The following is a 26203-nucleotide window of genomic DNA, read 5'->3' on the forward strand; positions in this document are numbered from 1 at the left end:
AATGAGCGGCAAGCCTCCGGCAATATTTCTCATGGGCCCGACGGCGGCCGGCAAGACCGATCTTGCCATCGAGCTGACCCAGGCCTTGCCCTGTGAGTTGATCAGCGTCGATTCGGCGCTGGTGTATCGCGGCCTGGACATCGGTTCGGCAAAGCCGTCCAAGGCCACCCTGGCAGCCTACCCACACCGGCTCATCGACATCCGCGACCCTGCCGAAAGTTATTCGGCAGCGCAGTTTCGTGCCGATGCCCTGGAGGCGATGGCCGACATCAGCGCGCGCGGCAAGATTCCGCTGCTGGTCGGCGGCACCATGCTTTATTACAAGGCATTGATCGACGGCCTGGCGGACATGCCGGCAGCCGACAGTGCGGTGCGCGCCGTCCTCGAAGCCGAGGCCGAGGCGCTGGGGCTGAGCGAGTTGCATCGCCAGCTGGCCGCGATCGACCCGGAATCGGCGGCGCGCATCCACCCCAACGATCCGCAGCGGCTGATCCGGGCGCTGGAGGTCTATCGGGTCAGTGGGCAGAGCATGACCGCCCATCGTCAGCGCCAAGCAGCGCAAAGTGCCGACGCAGACACAGGCGCGGGCGGGCATTTGCCCTATACTGTCGCCAGTTTGGCCATCGCACCTGCCGATCGTCACATTCTGCATCAGCGAATTGCGTTACGATTTTCACAAATGTTGGAACAGGGCTTCGTCGAGGAGGTCCGATCGCTGCGAGCCAGAAGTGACTTGCACGCCGGGCTGCCGTCTATACGGGCAGTGGGGTATCGGCAAGTCTGGGACTACCTCGATGGCAAGCTGACTGAGAATGAGATGCGCGAACGCGGTATCATCGCCACTCGGCAGCTGGCCAAGCGGCAGTTCACCTGGTTGCGCGGCTGGCCAGACGTACACTGGCTAGACAGCCTGGCCTGCGACAATCTGTCCCGCACCTTGAAATACCTGGGGTCCGTCTCCATATTGAGCTGAGTCCCTGCTGATTGCCGTCTATTCTTGCGATGGGGCGGCCTAACTTATCGATTTTTCTGATTTTCTATTTTCCTTACAGGAGTGCGGCATATGTCAAAAGGGCATTCGCTACAAGACCCTTACTTGAACCAACTGAGAAAAGAAAAGGTCCCGGTGTCGATCTATCTGGTCAACGGGATCAAGCTGCAGGGTTCGATCGAATCTTTCGACCAGTTCGTGGTGCTGCTGAAGAACACCGTCAGCCAGATGGTATACAAGCACGCTATCTCGACCGTCGTCCCTGCCCGCCCGGTTCGCCTGCCAAGCCCGTCCGATTCCGAACACGGCGACAGCGAGCCAGGCAACGCCTGATAGGAGCCTGCATTGTTCTTTGAGCGCCACGGTGGTGGTGAACGGGCGTTGCTCGTTCACTTGGAAGGTCAGAACCCTGAGGCGCGCGAAGACCCGCAGGAGTTTCAGGAACTGGCACTGTCGGCCGGAGCCGACATCGTTTCGTTGGCCACGGTCGCCAGGCATCAGCCTACGGCCAAGTACCTGATTGGCAGCGGCAAGGTCGAGGAACTGCGCGATCGGGTCAAAGCCGAACAGGTCGACCTGGTGATTTTCAATCACACCCTCACGCCCAGTCAGGAGCGCAACCTCGAACGTGTGTTCGAGTGTCGTGTGCTTGACCGTACCGGGCTGATTCTCGACATCTTCGCCCAGCGGGCGCGTACCCATGAAGGCAAGCTGCAGGTCGAATTGGCCCAGCTCGACCACATGAGCACGCGGCTGGTGCGCGGCTGGACCCACCTCGAGCGGCAGAAAGGCGGTATTGGCCTGCGCGGCCCGGGTGAAACCCAGCTTGAAACCGACCGCCGTCTGCTGCGGGTGCGTATCCGCCAGATCAAAGGGCGCCTGGAGAAGGTGCGCAGCCAGCGCGAGCAGGCTCGCCGCGGGCGCAAGCGCGCCGACATCCCTTCCGTGTCGCTGGTCGGCTATACCAACGCCGGCAAGTCGACCCTGTTCAACGCCCTCACCGAATCCGAGGTCTACGCGGCTGACCAACTGTTCGCCACCCTCGACCCGACCCTGCGCCGGCTCGAACTGGCTGACCTGGGGCCGATCGTGTTGGCCGATACGGTGGGCTTCATTCGTCACCTGCCGCACAAGCTGGTCGAGGCATTTAGGGCTACGCTCGAAGAGTCGAGCAATTCCGACCTGCTCCTGCATGTGATCGACGCCCATGAGCCCGAGCGCATGGAGCAGATCGAGCAGGTGCTCGCGGTATTGGGCGAGATCGGTGCCGAAGGCTTGCCGATCCTCGAGGTCTATAACAAACTCGACCTGCTTGAAGATGTCGAGCCGCAGATCCAGCGCGATGCCGATGGCAAGCCGCAACGGGTCTGGGTATCGGCTCGCGATGGACGTGGTCTGGAGTTGGTTGGCCAGGCGATTGCCGAGTTGCTGGGGGATGATCTGTTTGTCGGCACCCTTTGTCTGGATCAGCGTTTTGCTCGCTTGCGCGCGCAATTCTTCGACCTGGGTGCCGTGCAAAGTGAAGCGCATGACGAAGAAGGGCGCAGCTTGCTGAGTGTTCGGTTGCCCAGGGTCGAGTTGAATCGCCTGGTCAGCCGTGAAGGCATGGAGCCGCAAGTGTTTGTCGAGCAACACACTTTGCAATAAATGCCCGGTGAGGTCGCCGGGCGTCAGTGGCAGGCATTCTGTAGCATTGGACGGCGCGCCGTGGGCGCGTCTTTGCTTTATCAGATGGAGAGCGCTATGGCTTGGAACGAGCCGGGTGGCAACTCGAACAATCAGGATCCCTGGGGCGGCCGTCGCGGTGGCGGCGGTGGTGGCGACAAGAAGGGTCCGCCAGATCTGGACGAGGCCTTCCGCAAACTGCAGGACAGCCTGAACGGCATGTTCGGCGGTGGCAAAAAACGTGGCGGCGGTGACCGCAAGGTCGGCAAGGGTGGTGGCTTCGGACTGCTGGGCATCGGCCTGGCGGTGCTTGCTGCCATCTGGCTGTACAGCGCCGTGTACGTGGTCGACGAGCAGGAGCAGGCAGTCGTGCTGCGCTTCGGCAAGTACCATGAGACGGTCGGTCCCGGCCTGAACATCTACTTCCCGCCCATCGATCGCAAGTACATGGAAAACGTCACGCGCGAGCGTGCCTACACCAAGCAGGGGCAGATGCTCACCGAAGACGAGAACATCGTCGAAGTGCCGCTGACCGTCCAGTACAAGATCAGCAACCTGCAGGACTTCGTGCTCAACGTCGACCAGCCGGAGGTCAGCCTGCAACATGCGACCGACAGCGCCCTGCGCCACGTGGTGGGTTCCACCTCGATGGATCAGGTGTTGACCGAAGGCCGTGAGCAGATGGCCGTGGATATCCGCGAGCGCCTGCAGCGCTTCCTCGACAACTACCGTACCGGTATCACCGTGACCCAGGTCAACGTACAGAGCGCGGCAGCCCCGCGTGAAGTGCAGGAAGCCTTCGACGACGTGATCCGCGCACGCGAAGACGAGCAACGTGCCCGCAACCAGGCCGAGTCCTACGCCAATGGCGTGGTGCCAGAGGCCCGTGGTCAGGCCCAGCGCATCATCGAGGACGCCAACGGTTATCGCGACGAGGTCATCGCCCGTGCCAAGGGTGAGGCCGATCGCTTCGTCAAGCTGGTCGGTGAATACCGCAAGGCGCCTGACGTCACCCGTCAACGTCTGTACCTGGAAACCATGCAAGAGGTGTACAGCAACTCGAGCAAGGTCCTGGTCACGGCCAAGGATGGGCAGAACAACCTGCTCTACCTGCCGCTCGACAAGATGGTTCAAGGCAGCCGCAATGACTCGGCCCCCGGCACCAGCGTCAGCCCGTCGGTCAACGACGCGGCCGCGCGTACGGCGCAGGACCAGCAACAGCAACAGCAGCCGCTGCGCACTAGGGAGAGCCGCTGATGAGCAACCGATCGCTGATCGCCCTGATCGCCGCCGTGGTGCTGGCCATCGTGGCCTGGAACAGCTTCTACATCGTGTCCCAGACCGAGCGTGCGGTACTGCTGCGCTTCGGTAAGGTGGTTCAGGCCGACGTCCAGCCTGGCCTGCACGTGAAGATTCCCTACGTGAACCAGGTTCGCAAGTTCGACGCACGCCTGATGACCCTCGACGCACCGACCCAGCGGTTTCTGACCCTGGAGAAGAAAGCGGTGATGGTCGACGCCTACGCCAAGTGGCGGGTCAAGGATGCCGAGCGCTTCTACACGGCCACCTCCGGCATGAAGCAGATCGCTGACGAGCGCCTCTCGCGACGTCTTGAAAGCGGCCTGCGCGACCAATTCGGCAAGCGCACCCTGCATGAGGTGGTTTCCGGTGAACGCGACGCGCTGATGGCTGACATCACCGCTTCGCTGAACCGCATGGCCAACAAGGAGCTGGGTATCGAGGTCATCGACGTTCGCGTCAAGGCCATCGACCTGCCGAAGGAAGTCAATCGCAGCGTGTTCGATCGCATGAGCACCGAGCGTGAGCGTGAAGCGCGCGAGCACCGCGCCAAGGGTAACGAATTGGCCGAAGGTATTCGTGCCGACGCCGACCGCCAGCGCCGCGTACTGCTCGCCGAAGCCTACCGCGAAGCGGAAGAAACCCGCGGTGACGGTGACGCCCAGGCAGCTGCCATCTACGCCAAGGCCTATACCCAGGACGCGGATTTCTACGCGTTCTACCGTAGTCTGCAGGCGTACCGCGAAAGCTTCTCGAACAAAAGCGACGTGCTGGTCCTGGATGCGAAGAACGAGTTCTTCCGCTACTTGGACAAGAGCAAGCCGTAACGCTCAGGCCCTGATTTTCAGGCAGTGGCGCCCCGCCCGGCGGCTAAAACACCAGGCGGGGTGCATCCTGAATGAAAAGGGGTGTATGATGAGTCAGCCGGGAAATTTCCCGGCTTTTTTGCGTCTGCAAGGTTGATTGGCGAATCGCCAATTGGCGGTTTGCTCAGCGCGCAAGGCAATTAGAGGGTATCGAGTACGGTGGCTGCGCTGGGATCAGTGCTGCCCGCTGCTGTGCGCGATACCGGCTTTACTGACGGCTCGCCTGCAGGCAAGCCGCCCGGACCAGAGGGGAATTGGCGTAATGGCAACGGTAGACCGCTGGCTGCTGCCAGATGGCATCGAGGAAGTACTGCCACCTGAGGCTGCGCGTATCGAGATCGCGCGTCGCCAGGTGTTGGACCTGTTCCAGAGTTGGGGCTACGAACTGGTCGTCACCCCACATATCGAGTACCTGGAGTCGCTGCTGACCGGCGCCGGCCAGGACCTGGACCAGCGTACCTTCAAGGTGGTCGACCCGCAGTCGGGCCGCCTGATGGGTTTCCGTGCCGACTTCACCCCGCAAGTGGCGCGCATCGATGCCCACACCTTGCGTCGTGAAGGCCCGAGCCGTCTGTGCTACGCCGGCAGCGTGCTGCATGCCCAGCCGCGTGCGCTTTCCACTTCGCGCAGTCCGATCCAGCTGGGTGCCGAGCTGTATGGCGACGCCAGCCCGACCAGCGATGTCGAAGTCATCAGCCTGATGCTCGCCACCCTGCAGCTGACCGATGTTGCCGATGTGCACATGGACCTTGGCCACGTCGGTATCTATCGCGGCCTGGCCCGCGCCGCCGGCCTCTCGGGCGCGGTCGAACAACAGCTGTTCGATGCCCTGCAGCGCAAATCGGTCGATGAAGTGCAGGCACTGACGGCCGATCTGCCCAAGGACCTGGGCAACATGCTGCGCGCCCTGGTCGAACTGTGCGGCGGCCGTGAAGTGCTGGCCGAAGCCCGCGTGCGCCTGGGCCGTGCCCCGGCCAGTGTGCTGGCAGCGCTCGATGACCTGCTGGCGATCGCCGATCGCCTGGCGTCGCGCTACCCGCAACTGCCGCTGTACTTCGACCTCGGCGAACTGCGCGGCTACAACTACCACACCGGCGTGGTATTCGCCGTGTTCGTACCTGGCGAAGGTCAGTCGATCGCCCAGGGTGGGCGTTATGACGATATCGGCGCGGATTTCGGTCGGGCCCGCCCGGCCACCGGTTTCTCCACGGATTTGAAGACCCTGGTCACACTGGGGCGAGCGGAGGTCGTATTGCCCACGGGCGGCATCTGGATGCCGGACAGTGGCGACGCGACCCTTTGGCAGCAGGTCTGCCAGTTGCGCAGCGAGGGCCAGCGTGTGGTCCAGGCCTTGCCTGGCCAGCCGTTGAGTGCTGCTCTCGAGGCGGATTGTGATCGGCAATTGATTCAGCAAGACGGGCGCTGGCAGGTTCTGCCGCTGGCCCAGTGAGTTTCTGCGTCGGCACCTAGGCCGGCAACCAAGTTTGCGTGAATGAGGACCAATGTAATGGGTAAGAATGTCGTCGTCCTGGGCACCCAGTGGGGTGATGAGGGCAAAGGCAAGATCGTCGATCTGCTGACCGAACATGCTGCCGCCGTAGTGCGCTACCAAGGTGGCCACAATGCGGGCCACACCCTGGTGATCAACGGTGAGAAAACCGTTCTGCACCTGATTCCGTCGGGCATCCTGCGTGAAGGCGTGCAGTGCCTGATCGGCAACGGCGTGGTCGTTGCCCCTGACGCACTGATGCGCGAAATCACCAAGCTGGAAGAAAAGGGCGTACCGGTGCGCGAGCGCCTGCGCATCTCGCCAGCTGCGCCGCTGATCCTGTCGTATCACGTAGCCCTCGACCAGGCTCGTGAAAAAGCCCGTGGCGAAGCCAAGATCGGCACCACCGGCCGCGGTATCGGCCCAGCCTACGAAGACAAAGTCGCCCGCCGTGGCCTGCGCGTGGGTGATCTGTTCCACCGTGAACGCTTCGCCGCCAAGCTCGGTGAACTGCTGGACTACCATAACTTCCAGCTGGTGAACTACTACAAAGAGCCGGCCATCGACTTCCAGCAGACCCTGGACGAGTGCATGGCCTATGCCGAGCAGCTGCAGCCGATGATGCTCGACGTCACCGCCGAGCTGCACAACCTGCGTCGCGCTGGCAAGGACATCATGTTCGAAGGTGCCCAGGGCTCGCTGCTGGACATCGACCACGGTACCTACCCGTATGTCACCAGTTCCAACACCACCGCTGGCGGTATCTCCACCGGCTCCGGCGTTGGCCCGATGTACCTGGACTACATCCTCGGTATCACCAAGGCCTACACCACCCGCGTAGGTTCCGGTCCGTTCCCGACCGAACTGTTCGACGAAACCGGCGCGACCCTGGCCAAGCGTGGTCATGAGTTCGGTTCGACCACCGGCCGTGCCCGCCGTTGCGGCTGGTTCGATGCGGTGATTCTGCGTCGTGCCATCGACGTCAACAGCATCTCGGGCATCTGCCTGACCAAGCTGGACGTGCTCGACGGCTTGGAAACCATCAACATCTGCGTTGGCTACAAGAACGAGAACGGTGCAGTCATCGATGCCCCCTCCGACGCCGACAGCTACATTGGCCTGGAGCCGGTGTACGAAGAGATGCCAGGCTGGAGCGAGTCGACCGTCGGGGTGAAAGCCCTGGACGAGCTGCCACAAGCTGCGCGTAACTACATCAAGCGCATCGAAGAGCTGGTGGGCGCGCCGATCGATATCATTTCGACCGGTCCGGATCGCAACGAAACCATCGTGTTGCGTCATCCGTTTGCCTAAGTAGCGGCCCCAGGCGCTACCAACGCCGCGATCCTGCATGGGGTCGCGGCGTTTTCGTTTGTGCAGTGCCTTGCGTACTGTTGGTTGCCAGCTTGCTCAAGCTTGGCGCTTTTCCCTGCTGCCCTCGGCATAACCCTTGCTGTAAGAAGTTTCTGTAGATGCCATCAAAATAGTGGCGCCAGAAAACACGAGGGTTACACCGTGTCTGCCATCCTCTCTTTGTTACGAAGCCGCCTGTTGCGGCCTGTGTTTGTTGCGCTGGGTATCGCCCTTTTGGTGCAGGTGGTGGTTGCCGTTGCGCTGACGCGAAGCACGGTTACGGCCCTGGAAGCCGACCTGGCTGAGCGTTTGGGAACTGATGGTCGTCAGCTTGCCGGTGAACTGGAGCAAGCCGGGCGTGATGTGCGATCAGGCCTGGACGGCTTGTCCAGCAGTACCCGTCAGCGCTTGAGTGCCGGGCTATCCACGCGGCTGCAGGATGAACAGCAGCAGATACGCATTACCCTGGAAAAAAACCTCAAGGATTCGGCCAACGACATGGCCGAGCTTCTCGCTTCGGTCGCGCCGCGGGCGATCTGGGACAACGATGTGCCGGTCCTGTCGGATTTCGCCCGTCGTGCGCAGCGTAATCCGAACGTGCTGTTTGTGGTCTACGACGATGCCCAGGGCCAGCACCTGACGCGCTACCTGAATCGACAGAACCCCATCAACCAGGCGCTGATGGACAAAGGCCAGGGCGAGCGTGCGCTGGACAAGGTGATCGACGCCGCGCGACATGACCCGGCCGTGTACGTTGTCGAGGCCTCGATCAACCCTAATGGCGCGGAAATCGGCAAAGTATTGATGGGCGTTTCCACCGCGGGTGTCGATCAAGCGCTGGCAGCGCTCGATCAGCGCTTTTCCGCCTTGATCGCCAGCGGCGAGCAACTGGTCGGTGACAGCCTCGGCGCCGCAGCCGCCGACAGTGGCAAGGCCCTGCGCCAGCGCCTGGAGACCGCCCAGGCCAGCGCCGCAGCGATGCAGAGCAATACGGCGCAAACGGTCCGCGAGGCTGCCGGCGAACTGCGTTGGCGCATTGGCTTGGCGCTGGTCATGGTTGGGCTGGGCGTGCTGCTGGTGGTGGCGCTGGTGCTGGGGCGTCGCGTGCTGAATCGGCTGCGCCTGCTGATCACTGCGCTCGATGACCTGGCCGCCGGGGAGGGCGACCTGACCAAGCGGGTCAACCTGAGCAGCCGTGACGAGATCGGTGACATGGCCTCGGCAGTCAACCGCTTCGTCGACAAGCTGCAGCCGATCGTCCGCGAGGCAGGTGATGTGGCCCAGCGTACTGGGGTGGAAATCGGCGCGATGGCCCAGCGCAACGCTGGTGCCGATGCCGCTGCAGCGTTGCAGCGTGACGAGGTCGCTGCCAGCCTGCGCGATCTGTCGAGCATGGCCGACGAGGCGCAGGCCGAAAGCCATGCCATGCAAGCAGCCTTGCAGCAGGTGGTGGATATTCGCCAGGCCACCGATGAAAACAGTCGCGCCTCCACGCAGTTGGCGAGCCTGATCGAGAACCTTGCCGGGCAGGTCGAGACGGGGTCGCAGGTCATCGAGCGCCTGGCCAAGCAGAGCGAGCAGATCGAAGTGGTGCTGACCGTCATCCACGGCATCGCCGAACAAACCAATCTGCTGGCCCTTAACGCTGCAATCGAAGCTGCACGTGCTGGCGAGACGGGTCGCGGGTTTGCTGTAGTGGCCGATGAAGTGCGGGCCCTGGCGAGCAAGACCCAGAGCTCTACCGGCGACATTCAGGCGCACATCACCGCCCTGCAGAAGGGTGCCAAGGAAGCGGTTGCGACCATTAGCCAGGCCGGCCTCAAGGCCAGTGAAGGGTTATTGGTACTGCGTGACAACGAGCGTCGCCAGCAATCGGTTCAGTCGGCAGTGCAGCAGGTGCATGCGGCCATCGGTCTGGCGACCCGTGCTGCCGAGCAACAGGCGCATGGCGCGCAGGCCGTGCGCGGGCGGGTGGAGAACATCCATGCCCAGGCCGAGCGTTCGGCTGAGGTGGTGATGCAGACCACGGCCAGCAGCAAGGTGCTGGATGACCTCGCAGCCCAATTGCGCGCCAGTCTCGGTCAGTTCCGGGCTTGAAGCTTGCGCGATCTGCTGTATGGGCGGCCTTGCCGGTCCGGTGTCTCGGCAAACCCGCTCATACTGCGAGCCATGTTGCCATGCTGTCGGCGACACATGACCAATGGAGTTGCTCATGTCCGCCCAACTGGTCGCCGCACAGGCTGACCTGGATTTCCTGTACAGTGACAGCGTACTGCTCACTGCCCCGATGACTGCCCTGCAAGCCTACTGCGCCATGACCTCGGACGTGCCCGGCTGGCTAGCCAAGGCCTTCCGCATTCGCAACACCATCTCACGTCGGTTGAATGTCGCCAACATCCACGGCTTCACTCGCCGCGATCCAGCGCATGTGCCAGCCGTCGGCGAGCACCTGGACTTCTTCACCGTCGAGGCCATCAGCGACCAGCAACTGGTGCTGACTTCGCGCGATACGCACTTGGCGGTGATGGTCTGTATGGATGTGTGCGGGCACAGCTTGAGCGTGACCACGTCGGTGTTGTGCTTCAACATTTTTGGCCGGTTGTACATGCTGCCGGTCGGCATGGTGCATGGCCTGATCATAAAGAACATGCTGGCGAAGCTTTAAGCCGCATTGAGCCTGATCAGGAAACATTCTTTTACTGATCAAGTGGTCATCATCGTCGAAGCTGTAGGAGATTTCTCAAATATTCCCTGATAAGGCGTTTGCTGTTGCAGGGGCTGACACAGGGGGCTAGTGTCGTATTGGACCTGAAAGCGGTCGGTACCAGCCGCCGGTTTACTTCGGGAACAAGCTCAGGATGACGAAGCCGGAGCATCGTCGTTATCAGTCCTATCTTTACCAAGGAGAGGTAAGCATGGCTTTCGATGCTTATGTTCAAATCGCGGAAATCTCTGGCGAAGCACTAGATGAGCAGTACGCCAACTGGATCGAAATCATCGGCTACAAGTTCGGTGCCAATCAGAACACCTCTGCCACCGCCAGCTCTGCGGGCGGCGCATCATCAGGCCGCACCACCCTTACCAACTTCACTTTCACCAAGTACCTGGACAGTGCCAGCTGCAAGCTGCTGGAGGCGAGCTGTGCCGGGCAGCACTTGAAGGAAGTGAAGCTGGTGCTGCGTCGTGCTGGTGGTGACAAGCTCAAGTACTACGAAGTCATCCTGGAAGAAGTGATCATTGCCGACTACGCCCAGAGCGCTAGCGCTGGAGTGCCAGTGGAGGTGGTACAACTGAACTACGGGCGCATCAAGACTACCTACACCCGGCAGAAACGCCTCGATGGCAGCGCCGGCGGCAACGTGACAGGTGGTTGGGATCGTATCAACAACAAGAAGTATGCGTGAGGTGCGACTATGTCCGAGGCGCGCAGCTTCATCAATCCACAAGCGCAGTCGTATGAGTCGCTGAAGGCCGACACCCCGATGTCGGCCAATCAGCGGGCCAAGTTTGATGTTTTGAATGCGCATATCGCCAATGGTGTGGTTGTTGGTGGTGAGTTGGTGATTGTTGGAGATTCCAGTACGCCATCTTGTACGAGTCACGAAGCTTTTTTGATGGCCAAGGCTTTTGAGGTTCACCATCAGCTAGAGGTTAGCGGAGCTGGGGTGGATGACTTCTTTCTTGATAATTATGAAATGTTGCAGACATTGGTTGGGCATGTTTCTACTGGGGTGGGAGTTGCTACTGATGGGTGGAGCAAGCATCTGGAATCCATTAAGAAGACACTGGTGGAGATTGACGAACTGCATAGAGCTTACTTGGGGGATAGCTCGCTCAGGGCGCGTGACGAGTTCTACGCGAAACGGGCGGCCTTGTTCCATGCGCTGGAGGGAAAACTCGACAAAATGGCCGCGTTCGGATCAGGCCTGCGTAACACGGGATCGATCAAGAGGATGTTGGAAATATCCACCAAAAGCTTTTTGCATACAGGAGAAATTGCCAAGTATGCAGATAAAGTGACCGGTGTTTCCAGTGCGGCGAACTTGATAAAAAAGGGAACTTATCTTGGCACGGCATTGGAAGTAGCTTCTACAGGCCTTGCCATCCACAAGGCTTGCACTTTGGGTCGAGAGGAAGATTGCAGAAAAGCCAGATATGTTGAGACCAGCGCCTTGGCAGGTAGGATTTCTGGTAGTGCCGGTGGTGGGGTCGTGGGAGGTGCGTTGCTAAGCTCCCTGTGTGTGGCGGTTGGAATCCCCTCAGCAGGTTTTGGAGGGGTCACATGTGTCGTAATTGGTGCGGCGGTGGGAGGGAAGTATGGAGGGGACTACGGTGGGGAGTGGATGGGTAGTCTCGGGGAGTTGATTTATGAGAGTGTGCGAGAATGAGTGTCGAAGTATTGACAGTGATCGCGTCTGTTCTGCTTGCTTGCATGGCGATCAGTGTGAGTGTGATGATCTATTTGGCTTATCGGTATACAGACGATATTGAAACGGCCTTGCCGAGATGCAGGTATATTCAGAGTAATAAGGAGAATTTTTCAGCAGCCGGCCTTGTTGGAAAAATAATGCGCACCTGCCTGGCAGCAAATATGCTCATGATTCCGAAGTTATTCGTTCGAAAAGGTGTGGCAGATGCTTCGGATGTCGAAAGTTTTCCAGGGCCTATGAAAAGAGTTCTGTTACCGTCTTGGGTGGGGCTTGTGTTATCAACGTCCTTGTTCTTTGCTTTCAACTGGCTAATAGGGATTTTAAAGTGAGCCAATGATGTAGCCTCAGGTGCTCAGGCTTGTGGCCAGGCGGCATTGGCAGCCTGGGCAAACATTCAAGCCTTATTCAAATACATCCGCGTCGTCAGCAGATACACCGGCAACCCCGAAACCACAATCAGCAACGCCGCATAAGGCGCCGCCGCCGCAAACTCGACGTTGGCCGTATGCGCCCAGACTTCGGTGGCCAGGGTGGTCATGCCAGTCGGGCTGAGCAGCAGGGTGGCGGTCAGTTCCTTCATGGCATCAAGGAACACCAGCGCAAACGCCGCTGCCAGCGCCGGGAAGATGATCGGCAAGGTCACCCGGCAGAATGCCGCGAAGCTGCTGGCGCCCAAGGTGCGGGCTGCTTCTTCGAGGGTCGGTGAGGCCTTGTTCAGCGCGGTGCGCACCGGCGCCTGGGCCAGTGGCAGGAACAGCAACGCATAGGCCAGCAGCAACAGCGCAGTGGTCTGGTACAGCGCCGGCACATAGTGCAGCGCAAACACCACCAGGGTCAGGGCGATCACCAGGCCCGGCAGCGCGTGCAGCAAATAGGGCAGGCGTTCGGCCCAAATTGCCAGGCGCCCCTTGTAGCGCACCACCAGGAAGCTGACCGGCAGCGCCAGGACCACGCAGAACCCTGCGCCACCCAGCGATACCGACAGCGAAGTCAACAGCGCTTGGCCGATCGCTGCCACCGGGAACGCCGCCGACGAGCCAACGCTCAGCCAGTAACCAAGCATTGCCAGCGGAATTCCGCTGCCGAGAATCGCCAGGCCCAGGCAGAACAGTTGCGCCAACGGCATCCAGCGGCGCAGCCGTACCGGTTGGCCACGGCGGGCGACGCCCTGGCCAATGCGCACATGCCGAGCCTTGCCGCGTACCCGCAGCTCCAGCCACAGCATCAGCAGGCACAGCGCCAACAGCACGGCCGAGAGCATCGCGGCATTGGCATTGCTGAACTCCAGCTCGAACTGCTGATAGATTGCCGTGGTGAAGGTCTGCAGGCCGAGAATCGACAGTGCGCCGAATTCCACCAGCATGTGCAAGGCGATCAATAGCGCGCCACCGAGCATCGACGGCCATAGCAGTGGCAAGGTGATCTTGTGGAACACACCCCAGCGGCTGTAGCCCAGGGTGCGCGCCGACTCCTCGAGCGAGGTATCGAGGTTGCGCAGGGTCGCCGCCACAGGCAGGAACACCAGCGGGTATTTCGACAGCGCCATGACCAGGATCGCTCCGCCCAGGCCTTCGAAATCCGAGCTCAACGACACCCAGGTAAAGCTGCTGACGAACGAGGGGACGGCGAACGGCAGGCACAGCACCACGCCCCACAGGCGCCTACCTGGCAAGTCGCTGCGCTCGAGCAACCAGGCCAGGGCCATGCCCACCACCATGCACACCAAGGTCACGCCACCCATGAGCAGCAGGGTGTTGCGCAGCAGGCCCCAGACGAACGGGCGCCACAGCAGATGCAATGCCTCGCGCCAGCCGGCCTCCCACGCCTTCATGGCGACGTAGAGCAACGGCAGTACACTCATCGCTACCAGAAATAGCACAGGCAGCAGCACCCAGATCGAGGGGCGCTTGCGGCGCGGTACGAAGCGTACCGGCACCGGCTCGGACAGGGCGGCGGTCATCAGAGCAAGCCGACCTCGCGTTCAAGCTCCAAGGCTTCCTCGGCGTTGCCAAGGTCGGCAGGGGAAATCTGCGGCGGACGCAACTCTTCGAACGGCTTGAGGCCGCGGTCGGAGACCATGCCTTTATGCAGCGGGTATTCGGCGGTGGTCTGGGTGATCACGCGCTGGCCCTCTTCGCTGGCCATCCAGTTGAGCAGGGCCTGGGCTTCTTTGGGATGTTTACTGGCTTTTACTGCGCCTGCACCGGAAATGGTCACCAGGTTGCCGGCATCGCCGTCGGCCAGGTAGTAGAGCTTCGAGTCGAGCTTGCCGCGCTCGCGCTCAAGGGCGTACCAGTAATAGTTGTTGACCAGCACGGCGGCCACTTCGCCTTTCTCCACGGCCTTGAGGGCGACCATATTGTTGGTGTAGGTCTTGCCGAAGGCCTTGAGACCGGTCAGCCATTCTTCGGTGGCTTCACGGCCGTGCATCTTCAAGATGGCCACGGCCTGCTCCTGGAAGGCGCCGCTGGTAGGCACGAAGCCGACGCGACCGTCCCACTGCGGGTCGGCGAAATCCATCACCGTGGTGGGCAGGTCTTTCTCGTCGATCTTCTTCGGGTTGTACACCACCACGCGGGTACGCGCGGTCACGCCCATCCAGGTACCATTGGCGGCAACGTACTGCTTGGGCAGCATGTTCAAGGTGGCGTCGTCGATCTTCGCCAGCAGGCCCAGTTCGCCCAGGTTGTTCAGCGGCGGCGATTCTTCGGTGTAGATGATGTCGGCCGGCGAACGGTCGCCTTCCTCGATGATCTGGCTGGCCAGCTGGTTGCTGCTGCCCTTGCGGATATTGATGTGGATACCGGTCTTGGCCTCGTAGGCCTTGGCGATGGCCTCGCCGATTTCCTTGTGCTGGCCGTTGTACATGGTCAGCGTGACCGGTTCGTCTGCCAGGGCGGCCGGAGCGCCGATCACCAGGCTCAGAACTGCGGCGGCCAGGGTGCGCATCAGCGGTTGCGGGCGGATCGTCATGCGGGTACTTCCTCGCTTACGGCTACATATTCGGAAACAATGGTAAACGAAATCGTTTCTCAAGTGGCCGGGTGACGAGAAATTCATCGGGCAGACCCTGGCTGTACCGCTGCGTTGCCGTCAGGGGAGGGTGGAAAACCCAAATCGCAGGCAAGAAAAAACCCACTAGCAAGCTAGTGGGTTTTTGTATGGTGCCCAGGAGAAGACTCGAACTTCCACGACCGTTAAGTCACTGATACCTGAAACCAGCGCGTCTACCAATTCCGCCACCTGGGCAAAGCTTTGCATCCTCTGTGGAAGGCGACTATCGTTCGCTTCACACAGTAGTAACAGATCCTTGGTCATCTGTTACTTGAAAATTTTTGGTGCCCAGGAGAAGACTCGAACTTCCACGACCGTTAAGTCACTGATACCTGAAACCAGCGCGTCTACCAATTCCGCCACCTGGGCACACATTCGAGATTAAAAGATGCTTTACAGCGCCGTTCATCTCTACTACAACTTCGGGGTTGCCCGTCGTTGTGGTGCGCACTATACGGGCGCCTCAGGGGGCTGTAAAGCCCTCGATCAAAAAAAATTTCAAAAAATTCAACTTGTTGATTCCGCAGGCCTATTCAGGCTCCCCGGAGGTACCGGTGGGGCTGTCCAAGGCTGACGTTTCCGGTTTCAATACGCACATGGCAGAATTTCTATCTATATACCCCAAGGTGAACCCCTTCTGATGGCCGATTGGCAATCCCTCGATCCCGAGGCCGCTCGCGAAGCGGAAAAATACGACAACCCTATCCCCAGCCGTGAGCTGATCCTGCAGCGCCTCGCCGACCGTGGCGAACCGGCCGCGCGCGAGGAGCTGGCGGCAGAATTCGGTCTCTACGAAGAAGACCAGATCGAAGCCCTGCGCCGTCGCCTGCGGGCCATGGAGCGTGACGGCCAGCTTATCTATACCCGGCGCGGCACTTATGCCCCGGTAGACAAGCTGGACCTTATCTGTGGTCGCGTCTCCGGCCACCGCGACGGCTTCGGTTTCCTGATTCCCGATGACGGCAGCGAAGACCTGTTCCTCAGCCCCTCGCAGATGCGCCTGGTCTTCGACGGCGACCGCGCCCTGGCCCGTGTTTCCGGCGTCGATCGTCGCGGCCGGCGTGAAGGTGCGCTGGTCGAAGTGGTATCGCGCGCCCACGAAAGCGTGGTTGGGCGCTACTTCGAAGAGGGCGGCATTGGCTACGTGACCCCGGACAACCCGAAAATCCAGCAGGAAGTGCTGGTGACCGCCGGGCGCAATGGCGGGGCCAAGATCGGCCAGTTCGTCGAGATCAAGATCACCCACTGGCCCACGCCGCGCTTCCAGCCGCAAGGTGATGTGGTCGAGGTGATCGGCAACTACATGGCCCCGGGCATGGAAATCGACGTCGCCCTGCGCAGCTACGACATCCCGCACGTCTGGCCCAAGGACGTGATCAAGGAAGCGCGCAAGTTCCGCTCCGAAGTCGAAGAGAAGGACAAGGAAAAGCGCATCGACCTGCGCCACCTGCCGTTCGTCACCATCGACGGCGAAGATGCCCGCGACTTCGACGACGCCGTGTATTGCGAACCCCTGGGCAAACTGCGCATGTTCTCCGGCGGCTGGCGCCTGTATGTGGCGATCGCCGACGTGTCCAGCTACGTGCGCCTGGGTTCGGCCCTGGATGTCGAGGCCCAGCAACGTGGCAACTCGGTGTATTTCCCCGAGCGCGTCGTACCGATGTTGCCCGAAGAGCTGTCCAACGGCCTGTGCTCGTTGAACCCGCACGTCGATCGCCTGGCGATGGTCTGCGAGATGACCATGAACAAGGCCGGCCAGATGGTCGACTATCAGTTCTACGAAGGGGTCATCCACTCCCATGCGCGCCTGACCTACAACAAGGTCAGCAGCATGCTCGAACATGCCCGCACCCGTGAGGGCAAGGCGCTACGCGAGGAGTACAAGGAAGTCCTGCCGGATCTCAAGCACCTCTACAACCTGTACAAGGTGCTGGTCGAGGCGCGCCATGCCCGTGGCGCGATCGACTTCGAGACCCAGGAAACCCGCATCATCTTCGGTGAAGAACGCAAGATCGCGGAAATCCGCCCGACTGTGCGCAACGATGCGCACAAGCTGATCGAAGAATGCATGCTGGCGGCCAACGTGGCCACTGCCGAGTTCCTCCACAAGCACGGTGTGCCTGCGCTGTACCGCGTGCACGATGGCCCGCCGCCGGAGCGCTTGGAAAAACTGCGCGCCTTCCTTGGTGAACTGGGCCTGACCCTGCACAAGGGCAAGGACCCATCGCCGAAGGATTACCAGGCCCTGCTGGCAAGCATTTCCGGGCGTCCGGATTTCCACCTGATCCAGACCGTGATGCTGCGCTCGCTGAGCCAAGCGGTGTACAGCACCGACAACAACGGCCACTTCGGCTTGAATTACGAGGCGTACACCCACTTCACCTCGCCGATCCGTCGCTACCCGGACTTGCTGGTGCACCGCGCCATCCGCAGCGTCATCCGCTCCAAGGTCGACACCCCGCACGTCAAGCGCGCCGGTGCCATGAGCATTCCCAAGGCGCGGATCTACCCCTACGACGTCAACACCCTCGACCAATTGGGCGAGCAGTGCTCGATGACCGAGCGCCGCGCCGACGAGGCTACGCGTGATGTGGTCAACTGGCTCAAGTGCGAGTTCATGAAAGACCGCGTCGGCGAGACCTTCCCCGGCGTGATCACCGCCGTGACCGGCTTCGGCCTGTTCGTCGAGCTGACCGACATCTACGTCGAAGGCTTGGTGCACGTCAGCGCGCTGCCGGGCGATTACTACCACTTCGACCCGGTTCATCACCGCCTGTCCGGTGAGCGCACCGGGCGCAGCTTCCGCCTGGGCGACACCATCGAGGTCAAGGTCATGCGCGTCGATCTCGACGAGCGCAAGATCGATTTCGAAGTCTCGCAACAGCAGCTCGAAGCGCCAATCGGTCGCAAAGGGCGTAGCGCCGCGGCGCCTGCCAGCGAACCTGCCGAGCCGCAGGCCGTGGCCAAGGCCACGCCCAAGCCGCGCAGCCGCAAGAGTGAAACTGCCGAAGCGTATTTCCCCAAGGACGCCGTGCAGCGCAACGCCGAGGTGCGCAAGAGCCGCGAAATGAAAAAAGCGCTGATGACCGAGGCGCGTAGCGGCAGCCCAGCCAGCAGCAAGTCGGAAAAGGGCGGCAAGTCGTCCGGCAAGCCGACCAAGCACCGTAAAGGCCCGTCGAAGTCCGGCGCGCCACGCAAGAGCAAGAATAAGTCATGAGTCAGCTGGAAAAAATCTACGGCGTCCACGCCGTACAGGCCTTGCTGCAGCACCATCCGAAGCGGGTCAAGCAGATCTGGCTGTCGGAAGGTCGCAGCGAGCCGCGGATTCAGGCGCTGCTGGCGCTGGCTGCGGAAAACCGCGTCGCGGTCGGTCAGGCCGAGCGTCGCGAGTTGGACGCCTGGGTCGAAGGCGTGCACCAAGGTGTGGTAGCCGAAGTCAGTCCGAGCCAGGTGTGGGGCGAGCTGATGCTCGAGGAAATGCTCGAGCGCAGCGAAACCCCGCCGCTGATCCTGGTCCTGGACGGCGTGACCGACCCGCACAACCTCGGCGCTTGCCTGCGCACCGCCGATGCGGCCGGCGCCACGGCGGTGATTGTGCCCAAGGACAAATCCGCCACCCTGACCCCGGTCGTGCGCAAGGTGGCCTGCGGCGCAGCCGAGGTGATCCCGCTGGTGGCCGTCACCAACCTGGCACGCACGCTGGAGAAGTTGCAGCAGCGTGGCCTGTGGGTAGTCGGCACTGCCGGTGAGGCGGAGCAGGAAATCTACCAGCAGGACCTGACCGGCCCGTTGGTGATGATCATGGGCGCCGAGGGCAAGGGCATGCGCCGGCTGACCCGCGAGCACTGCGATTTCCTGGTGAAGTTGCCGATGAGCGGCAGCGTGAGCAGCCTGAACGTGTCGGTCGCGACGGGCGTTTGCCTGTTCGAGGCCGTGCGTCAGCGTCAGGCCAAGCGCTGAGCCTCAGCGTGCACCGACCGTCTGGCGATCCGGCTGCGCCGGCGCAGCGGTCGGTATCGCGATAAAGTGTTTCCGGCTGTTCAAATAATCGCCAATCGCCTTGCTTGTGGGCAGCGCCTTCTCTACAATTGCGCCCCTTGCCGAGCTGGCAGGCGCGCATGTGCCTCTCCATCGTGCAAGACATACAGTGTCATTCACTCCTTGTCTGACCAGATTCGCTGGCAGACTACTAACCCGTAAGGAGCATTCATGCGTCATTACGAAATCATCTTCCTGGTTCACCCGGACCAGAGCGAGCAAGTCGGCGGCATGGTTGAGCGTTACACCAAGCTGATCGAAGAAGACGGTGGCAAAATCCACCGCCTGGAAGACTGGGGCCGTCGTCAACTGGCCTACGCAATCAACAATGTTCACAAGGCTCACTACGTGATGCTGAACGTTGAGTGCACCGGCAAGGCCCTGGCCGAGCTGGAAGACAACTTCCGCTACAACGATGCCGTTATCCGTAACCTGGTCATCCGTCGCGACGAAGCCGTTACCGGTCAGTCCGAGATGCTGAAGGCTGAAGAAAACCGCAGCGAGCGCCGTGAGCGTCGTGAGCGTCCTGAGCATGCTGAATCCGCCGACGGCGACGACAGCAATGACAGCGACTCCAGCGATAACGCTGACGAGTAATCCACGGACCTTTAGAGGAGCCTATTAAATGGCACGTTTCTTCCGTCGTCGTAAATTCTGCCGCTTCACTGCTGAAGACGTGAAAGAGATCGACTTCAAAGATCTCAACACCCTGAAAGCTTACGTATCCGAAACCGGCAAGATCGTTCCAAGCCGTATCACCGGTACCAAAGCTCGTTATCAGCGTCAGCTGGCTACCGCTATCAAGCGCGCCCGCTTCCTGGCCCTGCTGCCCTACACCGACAGCCACGGCCGCTGAGACCGGGTCGTCGACAAGCAGTAAGGGATTAGCATGCGAGCGTTAGCAAGCTTCATCATGCGCGGTCGTGTGCAGGCCACCCTCGTGGTGGTCATCAGCGCGGTACTGCCGCTGCTGTTCTGGTTGAGTGCCGCTGCCGGCAGCCTTGTGCTGCTGCGGCGTGGCTTCAAGGATGCTTCAACGGTCATCGCCGGCGGCCTGCTGGCCGGGCTGGCCGTGTGGTTCATGGGCGACCCGATCACTTTTCTGGTGATCGCCGGTGCCTTTGGCCTGGCTGCGCTGTTGCGCGCCGAGCAACCCTGGAGCCGTGTGCTGGTCGTCAGTGCCGTGTTCGCCGTGGTCTACAGCCTCGTGCTCGACCTGGCCCTGGCACCGACCTTCGATGCCCTGGCCAAGGCGTTTGCCGAGGCCATGCCGAAGATCGAAGGCGAGCCGGTGCTCTCCGACGAGTTGATCCGCCCTGTGCTGGTCGCCTCAACAGCAGTGACGGTGCAATTGTTCAGCGTGCTGGCGTTGATGCTGGCGCGTTATTGGCAGGCAGCGTTGTACAACCCTGAAGGTTTCGGCCGCGAGTTCCGCGCGCTGAAGCTGCCAAAACAGACCATGGCGGTCTTGGTGGCAGTGATGGTGGTGGCCCCGTTCATCGGGCCGCAGTTCATCATCCTGGCATCGGCGTCCAGCCTGGTTCTGGTACTGGCCGGCATCGCCTTGATGCATGGTCTGGTGACACAGGGGCGACTGGCCGGTTTCTGGCTGGTCGGCATGTACGTGACGTTGCCGCTGATCATGCAGCTGATCTATCCGTTGCTGATGGTCCTGGCCATTGTCGACAGCCTGATTGATTTTCGCGGTCGCAAGTCCCCTCCGGGGAATGACTCCGCGAACGGTGAAGGTTAAAAGTTAAGAGGTTTTACCAAATGGAACTGATCCTGCTGGAAAAAGTCGCCAACCTGGGCAACCTGGGCGACAAAGTTAAAGTTAAGGCCGGTTACGGTCGTAACTTCCTGCTGCCATTCGGCAAGGCTACCGTTGCCAACGCCGCCAACCTGGCTGCGTTCGAAGAGCGTCGCGCCGAGCTGGAAAAAGCAGCTGCTGACCGCAAATCGTCGGCTGAAAGCCGCGCTGCCCAACTGGCCGAGCTGGAAGTGACCATCACTGCCACCGCTGGCGACGAAGGCAAGCTGTTCGGTTCGATCGGCACCCACGACATCGCTGACGCCCTGACCGCCTCCGGCGTTGAAGTGGCCAAAGCTGAAGTTCGTCTGCCGAACGGCACCATCCGTCAGGTTGGCGAATACGACGTAGCCGTGCACCTGCACAGCGACGTTGAAGCCACCGTACGTGTGGTCGTCGTAGCTGCCTAAGCTGCGCTGACCGGTGGTCCCTCACGGGATAGCCGGTTAACATCGGGCACGGTCCTGTTCACACAGGCCGTGCCCTTTGTCTTTTTCATCCTCCAGAATTCATTCGTGGCCATGAACGAGATCACCAATACCGAACAGCTCGACCTGCAAACTGCAGCCCTCAAGGTGCCGCCGCATTCCATCGAGGCCGAACAGGCCGTACTCGGTGGGTTGATGCTGGACAACAATGCCTGGGAGCGCGTGCTGGACCAGGTGTCGGATGGCGATTTCTATCGGCATGACCACCGCCTGATCTTCCGTGCCGTGCATAAGTTGGCGGACGCCAACCAGCCCTTCGATGTGGTGACCCTGCACGAGCAGTTGGACAAGGAAGGCCTGTCATCCCAGGTCGGCGGCCTGGCCTACCTCGCCGAATTGGCCAAGAACACGCCGTCTGTGGCCAACATCAAGGCCTACGCCGCGATCATTCGCGAGCGCGCGACCCTGCGCCAGCTGATCAGCATCAGCACCGACATCGCCGATAACGCCTTCAACCCGCAAGGGCGCAACGCCGAGGAAATTCTCGACGATGCCGAGCGGCAGATCTTCCAGATCGCCGAGGCGCGGCCGAAAACCGGTGGTCCCGTGGGCGTCAACGAACTGTTGACCATGGCCATCGACCGCATCGATACGCTGTTCAACTCCGACAGCGATATCACCGGCGTTTCCACCGGCTTCACCGACCTCGACGAGAAGACCAGTGGCCTGCAGGCAGCCGACCTGGTGATCGTCGCTGGCCGTCCGTCGATGGGTAAGACCACCTTCGCCATGAACCTGGTCGAAAACGCCGTGCTGCGTACCGACAAGGCTGTGTTGGTGTTTTCCCTCGAGATGCCAGGCGAATCGCTGATCATGCGTATGCTGTCGTCGCTTGGGCGTATCGACCAGACCAAAGTGCGTTCCGGTCAGCTCGATGATGACGACTGGCCGCGCCTGACCTCGGCGGTCAACCTGCTCAACGACCGCAAGCTGTTCATCGACGACACTGCCGGCATCAGCCCTTCGGAGATGCGTGCGCGTACCCGCCGCCTGGCCCGTGAGCATGGTGAGATCGCCATGATCATGGTCGACTATTTGCAGCTGATGCAGATCCCGGGCTCGGCCGGTGACAACCGCACCAACGAGATTTCCGAGATCTCGCGCTCGCTCAAGGCCCTGGCCAAGGAGTTCAACTGCCCGGTGATTGCCCTGTCGCAGCTCAACCGCTCCCTGGAACAGCGCCCGAACAAACGTCCGGTCAACTCCGACTTGCGTGAATCCGGTGCAATCGAGCAGGACGCCGACGTGATCATGTTCGTCTACCGTGACGAGGTGTATCACCCCGAAACCGAGCACAAGGGCGTGGCGGAAATCATCATCGGCAAGCAGCGTAACGGCCCCATTGGCTTCGTGCGCCTGGCCTTCATCGGCAAGTACACCCGCTTCGAGAACCTTGCGCCGGGCATGTACAACTTCGACGACGACGAGTAAGCCCCAGGCGCGAGACGCGTTCATGAATCCGACCACTACCGTCGGATTTGATCAAAATTTGTGCTATATTCCGCGCCCGCGATTTCCCTGCACAACAGAACCGGTCACTGACATGCAAGCAGCCAAACCACTCTACGACTATCCCAAGTACTGGGCCGAATGCTTCGGGCCAGCACCTTTCCTGCCCATGAGCAGGGAGGAGATGGATCTGCTCGGCTGGGATTCCTGCGACATCATCATCGTGACCGGGGACGCCTACGTCGACCATCCGTCGTTTGGCATGGCCATCATCGGCCGGTTGCTGGAAGCCCAGGGCTTCCGCGTCGGCATCATCGCCCAGCCGAACTGGCAGTCCAAAGACGACTTCATGAAGCTCGGCGAGCCGAACCTGTTCTTCGGCGTGGCCGCTGGCAACATGGACTCGATGATCAATCGCTACACCGCCGACAAGAAGATCCGCTCCGACGACGCCTACACCCCAGGTGGCCAGGCCGGTAGCCGGCCGGACCGGGCCAGCCTGGTGTACAGCCAGCGCTGCAAGGAAGCCTACAAGCACGTGCCGATCGTCCTGGGCGGCATCGAAGCGTCGCTGCGGCGCATTGCCCACTACGACTACTGGCAAGACAAGGTTCGCCACTCGATCCTGATCGACGCCAGTGCCGACATTCTGTTGTTCGGCAACGCCGAGCGCGCGGTGGTCGAGGTCGCCCAGCGCCTGTCCAACGGCGAGCGCATCGAATCGATCACCGACGTGCGCGGCACCGCCTTCGTGCGCCGGGACACGCCGCAAGGTTGGTACGAGATCGACTCGACGCGCATCGACCGCCCGGGGCGGGTCGACAAGATCATCAACCCATACGTCAACACCCAGGACACCCAGGCCTGCGCCATCGAGCAGGCCAAGGGCGAGCAGGAAGATCCCAACGAAGCCAAGGTCGTGCAGATCCTCGACAGCCCGAGCGTGACCCGCGAGAAGTCGGTGATTCGCCTGCCGTCGTTCGAGAAGGTCCGCAACGACCCGGTGCTGTACGCCCACGCCAACCGTGTGCTGCACCTGGAAACCAACCCCGGTAACGCTCGCGCCCTGGTGCAGAAGCATGGCGAAGTGGACGTGTGGTTCAACCCGCCACCCATTCCCATGAGCACCGAGGAGATGGACTACGTGTTCGGCATGCCCTACGCCCGTGTGCCGCACCCGGCCTATGGCAAAGAGCGCATCCCGGCCTACGAGATGATTCGCTTCTCGGTGAACATCATGCGTGGCTGCTTTGGTGGCTGCACCTTCTGCTCGATCACCGAGCATGAAGGCCGCATCATCCAGAACCGCTCCCACGAGTCGATCCTGCACGAGATCGAGGAGATGCGTGACAAGGTGCCAGGCTTCACCGGCGTGGTCTCCGACCTCGGTGGCCCTACCGCCAACATGTACCGCATCGCCTGCAAGAGCCACGACATCGAGAAACACTGCCGCAAGCCGTCGTGCGTGTTCCCCGGCATCTGCGAGAACCTCAACACCGACCACAGCTCCTTGATCGAGCTGTACCGCAAGGCGCGCGCCTTGCCAGGGGTGAAGAAGATCCTGATCGCCTCGGGCCTGCGCTACGACCTGGCCGTGGAGTCGCCCGAGTACGTCAAGGAGCTGGTGACCCATCACGTGGGCGGTTACCTGAAGATTGCCCCGGAGCACACCGAGCGTGGCCCGCTGGACAAGATGATGAAGCCTGGCATCGGTACCTATGACCGCTTCAAGCGCATGTTCGAGAAGTTCTCGAAGGAAGCGGGCAAGGAGCAGTACCTGATCCCGTACTTCATCGCTGCGCACCCTGGCACTACCGATGAAGACATGATGAACCTGGCCCTGTGGCTGAAGGGCAATGGCTTCCGCGCCGACCAGGTGCAGGCGTTCTACCCCTCGCCAATGGCCTCGGCCACGGCCATGTACCACTCGGGCAAGAACCCCCTGCGCAAGGTCACCTACAAGAGCGAAGGGGTGGAGATCGTCAAGAGCGATGAACAACGCCGCTTGCACAAGGCGTTCCTGCGCTATCACGATCCAAAAGGCTGGCCGATGCTGCGCGAGGCCCTGCAACGGATGGGCCGCGCCGACCTGATTGGTCCGGGCAAGCACCAGCTCATTCCGTTGCACCAGCCGCAGAGCGATAGCTACCAGAGTGCACGGCGCAAGAACTCCACGCCGGCGGGCAGCCACAAGGTAGCCAAGGAGCAGAAAGTGCTGACCCAGCACACCGGCCTGCCGCCCCGCGGCAGTGATGGCAGCAAGCCGTGGGACAAGCGTGAGAAGGCCAAGGCCGAGGCGTTCGCCCGCAACCAGCAGGCGGCCAAGGAACGCAAGGAAGCCGCCAAGGGTGGCGGTGGCAAGGGCAAGAAGCCGCGTCAGCCGGTGATCCCGCGCTGACCCACAGCGTTCAGTGACACCAGCGGGCTTGCCCGCGAATGCTCAGGTCAATCCACCCAGGCATTCGCCGGCAAGCCCGTTTGGTTTCAGCGCCGCGCACCCTCACAGGGTGCTGCAGGCGCGACCTACTCCGGACGGGAGAATTCGCAGGCGGCGCCGCTGGCGCCTTGGGCGTAGGCGGCGAGCAGGCTATTCATGAAACTGGCGAGGGTCATGGCGAGGGTTCCTGAATGAGAGGGTTGTCCCATCGTCTAATAAAAGGGCATGATGTGCCCTTAGATTAGTTGTATACAATCCATTGAACAATTCTACTGACTGGCCACTTGACACCCCCTTGACCCACATCAGCAGGGTGCGCAGCGGTTTCAGGCAGTCTCGCAATTGATAAAAACCCTGCCAAGGAGATTCATGATGTTTGCGAAAGCTGTAGCGGTATCCCTGCTGACCCTCGCCAGCGCTTCGGTCTTTGCCGCCGACTGCTCGGTAACCGTCGACTCCACCGACCAGATGTCCTTCAACACCAAGGAAATCACCGTCGACAAGAGCTGCAAGGAATTCACGGTCAAACTCACCCACTCGGGCAACCTGCCGAAGAACGTCATGGGTCATAACCTGGTGATCAGCAAGACTGCCGACATGCAGGGCATTGCCACCGAAGGCATGAGCCAAGGCCTGGAGAAGGATTACCTGAAAGCTGACAACGCCGGGATCATCGCCCACACCAAGATGATCGGCGCGCCGGAGAAAGAAACCGAAGTCAAGTTCGACACCTCCAAGCTCGAGGCGGGTGGCGACTACAGCTTCTTCTGCACCTTCCCAGGCCACATCTCGATGATGAAGGGCAAGGTCGTGGTCAAGTAAGACGCGACGCACGAG

At 61.2% G+C, this 26203-nt stretch carries 23 protein-coding genes, 2 tRNA genes and 1 pseudogene; 22 read left to right on the forward strand and 4 right to left on the reverse strand.

Features of this window, described 5'->3' with window-relative positions:
• The first annotated feature begins 1 nt into the window (after position 1).
• From miaA to ACLEJW_RS17005, 13 genes and pseudogenes are all read left to right on the forward strand, one after another.
• Positions 2-973: a tRNA (adenosine(37)-N6)-dimethylallyltransferase MiaA gene (gene miaA / locus ACLEJW_RS16945; RefSeq protein WP_145189969.1), complete on the forward strand. Its 972-nt coding sequence runs from the start codon at positions 2-4 to the stop codon at positions 971-973.
• Between the two features lie 90 nt (positions 974-1063).
• Positions 1064-1324 (forward strand): RNA chaperone Hfq, encoded by a 261-nt coding sequence (gene hfq / locus ACLEJW_RS16950; protein ID WP_027920748.1) that lies wholly within the window; start codon positions 1064-1066, stop codon positions 1322-1324.
• A 12-nt stretch (positions 1325-1336) separates the two neighbouring features.
• Positions 1337-2638 (forward strand): ribosome rescue GTPase HflX, encoded by a 1302-nt coding sequence (hflX, locus tag ACLEJW_RS16955; RefSeq protein ID WP_145189972.1) that lies wholly within the window; start codon positions 1337-1339, stop codon positions 2636-2638.
• Between the two features lie 96 nt (positions 2639-2734).
• On the forward strand, positions 2735-3913 hold the full coding sequence (gene hflK / locus ACLEJW_RS16960; protein ID WP_145189975.1) for an FtsH protease activity modulator HflK: 1179 nt from the start codon (positions 2735-2737) through the stop codon (positions 3911-3913).
• Positions 3913-4782, forward strand: coding sequence for a protease modulator HflC (gene hflC, locus ACLEJW_RS16965; protein ID WP_145189978.1), 870 nt, complete (start codon positions 3913-3915; stop codon positions 4780-4782). The genes hflK and hflC overlap by 1 nt, the downstream gene beginning before the upstream one ends.
• Positions 4783-5083: 301 nt before the next feature.
• Positions 5084-6271, forward strand: coding sequence for an ATP phosphoribosyltransferase regulatory subunit (locus tag ACLEJW_RS16970; protein WP_145189981.1), 1188 nt, complete (start codon positions 5084-5086; stop codon positions 6269-6271).
• A 57-nt stretch (positions 6272-6328) separates the two neighbouring features.
• Positions 6329-7621: an adenylosuccinate synthase gene (locus ACLEJW_RS16975; protein WP_145189984.1), complete on the forward strand. Its 1293-nt coding sequence runs from the start codon at positions 6329-6331 to the stop codon at positions 7619-7621.
• A gap of 1092 nt (positions 7622-8713) precedes the next feature.
• Positions 8714-8851, forward strand: a pseudogene (locus tag ACLEJW_RS16980) (hypothetical protein); the annotation flags it as partial.
• Positions 8852-9052: 201 nt separating this feature from the next.
• Complete coding sequence (locus ACLEJW_RS16985; protein ID WP_371921281.1) at positions 9053-9757, forward strand: methyl-accepting chemotaxis protein; 705 nt, start codon at positions 9053-9055, stop codon at positions 9755-9757.
• 115 nt (positions 9758-9872) lie between these two features.
• On the forward strand, positions 9873-10325 hold the full coding sequence (locus ACLEJW_RS16990) for a DUF2867 domain-containing protein (protein WP_145189990.1): 453 nt from the start codon (positions 9873-9875) through the stop codon (positions 10323-10325).
• A gap of 250 nt (positions 10326-10575) precedes the next feature.
• The gene (locus ACLEJW_RS16995; protein ID WP_145189992.1) at positions 10576-11064 is read left to right on the forward strand and encodes an Hcp family type VI secretion system effector; all 489 of its coding nucleotides are present in this window, start codon (positions 10576-10578) and stop codon (positions 11062-11064) included.
• Between the two features lie 9 nt (positions 11065-11073).
• Positions 11074-12048, forward strand: coding sequence for a hypothetical protein (locus ACLEJW_RS17000; protein WP_145189995.1), 975 nt, complete (start codon positions 11074-11076; stop codon positions 12046-12048).
• On the forward strand, positions 12045-12419 hold the full coding sequence (locus ACLEJW_RS17005; RefSeq protein WP_145189998.1) for a hypothetical protein: 375 nt from the start codon (positions 12045-12047) through the stop codon (positions 12417-12419). The genes ACLEJW_RS17000 and ACLEJW_RS17005 overlap by 4 nt, the downstream gene beginning before the upstream one ends.
• A 65-nt stretch (positions 12420-12484) precedes the next feature.
• On the opposite strand, the gene ACLEJW_RS17010 is transcribed toward ACLEJW_RS17005, so the two are convergent.
• The 4 genes from ACLEJW_RS17010 to ACLEJW_RS17025 all read right to left on the reverse strand — a co-directional run bounded on the left by ACLEJW_RS17010 (position 12485) and on the right by ACLEJW_RS17025 (position 15513).
• A complete protein-coding gene (locus ACLEJW_RS17010) occupies positions 12485-14050 on the reverse strand; it encodes an ABC transporter permease (protein WP_440777933.1) in 1566 nt (521 codons plus the stop codon).
• Entirely contained in the window at positions 14050-15063 is a 1014-nt protein-coding gene (locus ACLEJW_RS17015) for an extracellular solute-binding protein (RefSeq protein ID WP_145190004.1), read from the reverse strand. The genes ACLEJW_RS17010 and ACLEJW_RS17015 overlap by 1 nt, the downstream gene beginning before the upstream one ends.
• 189 nt (positions 15064-15252) lie before the next feature.
• Positions 15253-15339, reverse strand: a tRNA-Leu gene (locus ACLEJW_RS17020).
• Between the two features lie 87 nt (positions 15340-15426).
• Positions 15427-15513 (reverse strand) — tRNA-Leu (locus ACLEJW_RS17025).
• Between the two features lie 271 nt (positions 15514-15784).
• Here ACLEJW_RS17025 and rnr point away from each other — a divergent pair.
• The 9 genes from rnr to azu all read left to right on the forward strand — a co-directional run bounded on the left by rnr (position 15785) and on the right by azu (position 26188).
• A complete protein-coding gene (gene rnr / locus ACLEJW_RS17030) occupies positions 15785-18361 on the forward strand; it encodes a ribonuclease R (RefSeq protein WP_145190007.1) in 2577 nt (858 codons plus the stop codon).
• Positions 18358-19104 (forward strand): 23S rRNA (guanosine(2251)-2'-O)-methyltransferase RlmB, encoded by a 747-nt coding sequence (gene rlmB / locus ACLEJW_RS17035; protein ID WP_145190010.1) that lies wholly within the window; start codon positions 18358-18360, stop codon positions 19102-19104. Before rnr ends, rlmB begins: the two co-directional genes overlap by 4 nt.
• A gap of 249 nt (positions 19105-19353) precedes the next feature.
• Positions 19354-19779 (forward strand): 30S ribosomal protein S6, encoded by a 426-nt coding sequence (rpsF, locus tag ACLEJW_RS17040; protein WP_013974420.1) that lies wholly within the window; start codon positions 19354-19356, stop codon positions 19777-19779.
• Between the two features lie 28 nt (positions 19780-19807).
• Positions 19808-20038 carry a 30S ribosomal protein S18 gene (gene rpsR, locus ACLEJW_RS17045; protein WP_003249563.1) on the forward strand — a complete coding sequence of 77 codons (231 nt, stop codon included), beginning with the start codon at positions 19808-19810 and terminating at the stop codon, positions 20036-20038.
• A gap of 33 nt (positions 20039-20071) precedes the next feature.
• Positions 20072-20935, forward strand: coding sequence for a hypothetical protein (locus ACLEJW_RS17050; RefSeq protein WP_440777934.1), 864 nt, complete (start codon positions 20072-20074; stop codon positions 20933-20935).
• A gap of 20 nt (positions 20936-20955) precedes the next feature.
• On the forward strand, positions 20956-21402 hold the full coding sequence (gene rplI / locus ACLEJW_RS17055) for a 50S ribosomal protein L9 (RefSeq protein ID WP_012316464.1): 447 nt from the start codon (positions 20956-20958) through the stop codon (positions 21400-21402).
• Between the two features lie 111 nt (positions 21403-21513).
• Positions 21514-22911, forward strand: coding sequence for a replicative DNA helicase (gene dnaB, locus ACLEJW_RS17060; RefSeq protein WP_145190016.1), 1398 nt, complete (start codon positions 21514-21516; stop codon positions 22909-22911).
• 112 nt (positions 22912-23023) lie between these two features.
• Positions 23024-25327, forward strand: coding sequence for a YgiQ family radical SAM protein (locus tag ACLEJW_RS17065; RefSeq protein WP_145190019.1), 2304 nt, complete (start codon positions 23024-23026; stop codon positions 25325-25327).
• A 411-nt stretch (positions 25328-25738) separates the two neighbouring features.
• Positions 25739-26188: an azurin gene (gene azu, locus ACLEJW_RS17070; protein WP_145190022.1), complete on the forward strand. Its 450-nt coding sequence runs from the start codon at positions 25739-25741 to the stop codon at positions 26186-26188.
• Positions 26189-26203 lie beyond the last annotated feature (15 nt).

This window comes from Pseudomonas sp. SMSB3, from assembly GCF_052041965.1.
Lineage (GTDB): Bacteria > Pseudomonadota > Gammaproteobacteria > Pseudomonadales > Pseudomonadaceae > Aquipseudomonas.

Bases quoted from the DNA above. Each gene is read 5' to 3' on its own strand.
- miaA (WP_145189969.1), top strand. From the start codon at position 2: ATGAGCGGCAAGCCTCCGGCAATATTTCTCATGGGCCCGACGGCGGCC.
- hfq (WP_027920748.1), top strand. From the start codon at position 1,064: ATGTCAAAAGGGCATTCGCTACAAGACCCTTACTTGAACCAACTGAGA.
- hflK (WP_145189975.1), top strand. From the start codon at position 2,735: ATGGCTTGGAACGAGCCGGGTGGCAACTCGAACAATCAGGATCCCTGG.
- hflC (WP_145189978.1), top strand. From the start codon at position 3,913: ATGAGCAACCGATCGCTGATCGCCCTGATCGCCGCCGTGGTGCTGGCC.
- ACLEJW_RS16970 (WP_145189981.1), top strand. From the start codon at position 5,084: ATGGCAACGGTAGACCGCTGGCTGCTGCCAGATGGCATCGAGGAAGTA.
- ACLEJW_RS16975 (WP_145189984.1), top strand. From the start codon at position 6,329: ATGGGTAAGAATGTCGTCGTCCTGGGCACCCAGTGGGGTGATGAGGGC.
- ACLEJW_RS16985 (WP_371921281.1), top strand. From the start codon at position 9,053: ATGGCCGACGAGGCGCAGGCCGAAAGCCATGCCATGCAAGCAGCCTTG.
- ACLEJW_RS16990 (WP_145189990.1), top strand. From the start codon at position 9,873: ATGTCCGCCCAACTGGTCGCCGCACAGGCTGACCTGGATTTCCTGTAC.
- ACLEJW_RS16995 (WP_145189992.1), top strand. From the start codon at position 10,576: ATGGCTTTCGATGCTTATGTTCAAATCGCGGAAATCTCTGGCGAAGCA.
- ACLEJW_RS17000 (WP_145189995.1), top strand. From the start codon at position 11,074: ATGTCCGAGGCGCGCAGCTTCATCAATCCACAAGCGCAGTCGTATGAG.
- ACLEJW_RS17005 (WP_145189998.1), top strand. From the start codon at position 12,045: ATGAGTGTCGAAGTATTGACAGTGATCGCGTCTGTTCTGCTTGCTTGC.
- ACLEJW_RS17010 (WP_440777933.1), bottom strand. From the start codon at position 14,050: ATGACCGCCGCCCTGTCCGAGCCGGTGCCGGTACGCTTCGTACCGCGC.
- ACLEJW_RS17015 (WP_145190004.1), bottom strand. From the start codon at position 15,063: ATGACGATCCGCCCGCAACCGCTGATGCGCACCCTGGCCGCCGCAGTT.
- rnr (WP_145190007.1), top strand. From the start codon at position 15,785: ATGGCCGATTGGCAATCCCTCGATCCCGAGGCCGCTCGCGAAGCGGAA.
- rlmB (WP_145190010.1), top strand. From the start codon at position 18,358: ATGAGTCAGCTGGAAAAAATCTACGGCGTCCACGCCGTACAGGCCTTG.
- rpsF (WP_013974420.1), top strand. From the start codon at position 19,354: ATGCGTCATTACGAAATCATCTTCCTGGTTCACCCGGACCAGAGCGAG.
- rpsR (WP_003249563.1), top strand. From the start codon at position 19,808: ATGGCACGTTTCTTCCGTCGTCGTAAATTCTGCCGCTTCACTGCTGAA.
- ACLEJW_RS17050 (WP_440777934.1), top strand. From the start codon at position 20,072: ATGCGAGCGTTAGCAAGCTTCATCATGCGCGGTCGTGTGCAGGCCACC.
- rplI (WP_012316464.1), top strand. From the start codon at position 20,956: ATGGAACTGATCCTGCTGGAAAAAGTCGCCAACCTGGGCAACCTGGGC.
- dnaB (WP_145190016.1), top strand. From the start codon at position 21,514: ATGAACGAGATCACCAATACCGAACAGCTCGACCTGCAAACTGCAGCC.
- ACLEJW_RS17065 (WP_145190019.1), top strand. From the start codon at position 23,024: ATGCAAGCAGCCAAACCACTCTACGACTATCCCAAGTACTGGGCCGAA.
- azu (WP_145190022.1), top strand. From the start codon at position 25,739: ATGTTTGCGAAAGCTGTAGCGGTATCCCTGCTGACCCTCGCCAGCGCT.